Raw genomic sequence first — 3,666 nt, forward strand, 5'->3', positions numbered from 1 at the left:
ATGCCTGTTCCACAAGAAAATTTATATTTTGTGGAACAGGCATCTTGCCTGTTGCTGACAATGGTGCAAGATATCAGTTTAAACCGACTCAAGAGTTTGAACGAGGAAATTATTGATTTTAGTCCTCTTTTAGAGGACTTTAGCTATGAGACAGGGGTTTTTAACCCCTGTCGGACTCTCGGAGTGATCGATAAGACTGAGACCGCGTTTACCAATGCCCAATGCCCAATTCCCAATTCCCAATGCCCAATTCCCAATTCCCAATTCCCAATTGATATGACAGTTATTCAGACGTTTTTACCAATAGCCCAAACCTTCTATTCTCAGCTAAATGCAGAAAGAACACAAGCCTTGGAAGTAGCCCAAGAATTCTCGAAAAAATTCGTAGAATTGGGGTTTAAAATTGTACCTCAACTGCTGTGGGCGATCGGCATTTTGTTAATTACGCGATTTGCGATCGGCTTTGCGGGCCGCGTGACTCGCCGAGCACTGAGTCGCACCGAAGCCACCCTGCGGAAATTCTTAGTTCAAGCTGCTGAAATTACGATTTTGGTAGTGGGAGTAGTCGCCGCTTTGAGTCAGTTGGGAATTCAAACTACCAGCGTGGTTGCGGTGGTGGGTGCCGCGGGTTTGGCGATAGGTTTGGCGTGGCAAAATACTTTGTCGCACTTTGCTGCTGGGGTAATGTTGATTAGTTTGCGGCCTTTTGAAGTCGGGGATGGGATTGAAGCTGGCGATGTTAAGGGAGTGGTGGACAGCATCGGGATTTTTTCAACAACCGTGGTGACAGACGATCGCATAAAAATTATTGTCCCGAACAATCAGTTGTTTAACGGTACACTGAAAAATACAACGGCAATGGGAACGAGGCGAGTAGACTTGAAGATTGATATTGGCGATCGACCAATTCGTCCAACTGTAGCTGAGTTATTAGAAATTGCCCACTCTCACCCGCTGGTGTTGGAAAATCCGCCCCCGACTTGTTTGGTAGCTGAGATTACTCCAGATACAACTATTTTATCTCTCCGACCTTGGTGCGCGTCGGTGGCCTACGAACAAGTGCGATCGCAAGTTCAACAATACGTCAAAGAGGCAATGGATGCCGACAAAAATCAAGAACAATAGATATCAATCTAAAATCTAAAATCCCAAATCGATCCGAGGTATTTCCCATGAGCAAGTGGTATCCGCAGCAAATTTTGCAAGAACCCGGTGTCAGAATCACCGCCACCGAAAAACAAACAATTCTCAGCAAATTTCCGCCTCCCGACGAAAACGGTCAAATCTATGCCGACGGGGTTTTTGAAGGCGGTGGCGTGCGCGGAGTTGCGTTTTTAGGAGCACTGAGGTGCTGTAGCGATTTGGGCATCCAGTGGCGAAAATTGGCCGGCACTTCTGCAGGCGCAATTACTGCCGCAGTATTGGCAACCGACTTGTCAATAGATGATTTAGAGGAAATTTTAGGACAGCTCGATTACAGCATATTTTTAACTCAAAAAAACAGTCCTCTAATTTTAAACGGCGACCCCGCAGACGACTTGCAATCTCCTGCTTGGACGCTGCTTTTCCTCACAGTTAGCCGTCAGATGGGAGAATATTCGGCGCAGCCGTTCCGGCAGTGGCTGGAAGCAATGCTCGGTCGAGGTAACTTGCACACTTTTGCCGATGTCAAAGAAATCGTAAAAGAGCGGGAATTAAAAGTAGTAGTATCCAACCTCAGTCGCGGTGAAATGTTGGTGCTGCCCGACGACTTACACCGACGCGAATCGACGGATTCCGATCCTTTGTACGAGCAGTTGCGACTCAAAAGTGCTGAACATTTTAGCGTGGCTGAAGCCGTTCGGTTGTCGATGAGTATTCCGCTATTTTTTGAACCAGGAAAACTCGGCGATGACTTAATTGTAGATGGCGGAATTTTGAGCAATTTCCCCCTGTGGATTTATGACAAACAATCCGTCGGTGCGACTCCTGCTATGCCGCGCTGGTTTACCTTTGGGTTTCGATTGGTCGATACTGGAATTGAGAGTAAAGCTAAGATTGATACTCCGCTGTCGATGCTGGCGGCGATGTTCCGAACGATGATGAAAGCAAGAGACCGCTATCACCAGCGAGAAATGGATAAGGGCAGGGTGATTAATATTGATGTGACTGATGCTGGGGTGACGACGACGGACTTTAATCTCGATGGCGATCGCAAGGCTCACCTGTACCGCTTGGGATATTTGTATACTAAGAGGTTCTTTTTGAGTTCCAATTTTAGTTGGGAAAAGCACTTGAAGGCTAGGGGATTTGGGGAGTAGGTTTCGAGTCTGGAGTTGGGCCAGAGGCGGATATTGGGTAAAATCTGCCTTTTGCCTGCGGCGGAAAGTATACAGACTAAGGGATTGAGGGATTTTTAAATTAGGGGTTGGCAAAAATAAGATGTGTGTGCTATAGTTAGTTACTGTCATCTTGGAGAGGTGGCTGAGTGGTCGAAAGCGGCAGATTGCTAATCTGTTAAGGGTGTTAACATCCTTCGAGGGTTCAAATCCCTCCCTCTCCGTTCTATTTAATGCTTTATGAATCAAGGGTTTTGGATTCGTAATACCCTTAAAAGTTGCGTTTTGCGCTTATTTTTTGCTCTCTCTTGGCGATCGGTAGCGCCACCTCAGTCGGCCGCGATCGTCAATGAAGCTATCGCTGCGATCGCAATTTTCCCAACAACGATCGCAATATGGTACGCTCAAGAGCCGGATCTTCATCTGTGTTAAGGTGTGAGTAAGTGATTCCAGGATTCGGCGAAAACGGCAACTTACCCCCAGGAGTTCATTTTTGCTAATGGGAAGAATTTGTAGAACGATTTGGAAGCAACGAGCTGAGGTTGCGTTTAATGCGCGGACTGCGAATGGCAATGGAGCAACTCAAAGCAGGTGGTTGCCGGACAATTTATATCAACGGCAGCTTTGTTACCATTAAGCCAGACCCAGGAGATTTTGATGCTTGTTGGGATAGCGAGGATGTCGATTACGATTATCTCCGAAAAAATGCCCCTAGATTACTAAATCATTTGGATCGTAGCGCACAGAAATCCAAATATAAAGGTGAAATTTTTCGTTCAGATCAACCTGTAGGAGATTACGGCTTAACTTCTATAGAATTCTTTCAGCGTGACAGACAGTTAAATCCTAAGGGCCTTATTGCTATAGATTTATTAAGGTGGAACCCATGATTAAAAATGAAAAAGAGTATGAATATAGTCAAGAATGCGCCCGAAAATTTGAATATTCTCTTAGGGCGTTAGAGCAAGATGAGGAACTGAAGAAAAAAGACCCCGAAGGGTGGCAACTCGGGTCAGGAACGGCAAAAACTCCATTTATTACCTTACGTCTGATTGAAGTTCGTTCAGGTAAGATTTGGCATTCTTATTTAACAAGCGTACTAGATCCTCATGTATTACCTCCCTACGTTGTGGCAGATTTATATCGTAGGCGCTGGAGGATTGAAGATGCTTTTAATACCGTCAAAAGACTCTTGGGATTAAGTTATTTGTGGACGGGTTCTCTCAACGGCATTCAGCTCCAAATTTGTTTGGGAGACTTGGATATTTTATCAGGGTAAACGCATCTAATTTTGTATAAATTGTACTTGACAAAACGCCACCAAGAGGAAAGGGATTTTTTCTTAGTC

At 45.3% G+C, this 3,666-nt stretch carries 3 protein-coding genes, 1 tRNA gene and 2 pseudogenes; all 6 read left to right on the plus strand.

Annotated elements, in window-relative coordinates; all coding sequences use genetic code 11:
- A partial coding sequence (locus QT990_RS35445) for a mechanosensitive ion channel family protein (protein ID WP_333148325.1) occupies positions 1 to 1,125 on the plus strand: 1,125 nt, incomplete at its 5' end.
- 47 nt (positions 1,126 to 1,172) lie between these two features.
- On the plus strand, positions 1,173 to 2,300 hold the full coding sequence (locus QT990_RS35450; protein ID WP_333148323.1) for a patatin-like phospholipase family protein: 1,128 nt from the start codon (positions 1,173 to 1,175) through the stop codon (positions 2,298 to 2,300).
- Between the two features lie 153 nt (positions 2,301 to 2,453).
- Positions 2,454 to 2,542: transfer RNA gene (locus QT990_RS35455), tRNA-Ser, on the plus strand.
- A 16-nt stretch (positions 2,543 to 2,558) separates the two neighbouring features.
- Positions 2,559 to 2,750 carry a hypothetical protein gene (locus QT990_RS35460; protein ID WP_333148321.1) on the plus strand — a complete coding sequence of 64 codons (192 nt, stop codon included), beginning with the start codon at positions 2,559 to 2,561 and terminating at the stop codon, positions 2,748 to 2,750.
- Between the two features lie 80 nt (positions 2,751 to 2,830).
- Positions 2,831 to 3,208: pseudogene (locus tag QT990_RS35465) on the plus strand (DUF6932 family protein); the annotation flags it as partial.
- A pseudogene (locus tag QT990_RS35470) lies at positions 3,205 to 3,589 on the plus strand (transposase); the annotation flags it as partial. The pseudogenes QT990_RS35465 and QT990_RS35470, both read left to right, overlap by 4 nt.
- Between the last annotated feature and the right edge of the window lie 77 nt (positions 3,590 to 3,666).

It is taken from the genome of Microcoleus sp. T3_B1 (assembly GCF_036700445.1).
Taxonomy (GTDB): Bacteria; Cyanobacteriota; Cyanobacteriia; order Cyanobacteriales; family Microcoleaceae; genus Microcoleus.

Bases quoted from the DNA above. Each gene is read 5' to 3' on its own strand.
- QT990_RS35450 (WP_333148323.1), top strand. From the start codon at position 1,173: ATGAGCAAGTGGTATCCGCAGCAAATTTTGCAAGAACCCGGTGTCAGA.
- QT990_RS35460 (WP_333148321.1), top strand. From the start codon at position 2,559: ATGAATCAAGGGTTTTGGATTCGTAATACCCTTAAAAGTTGCGTTTTG.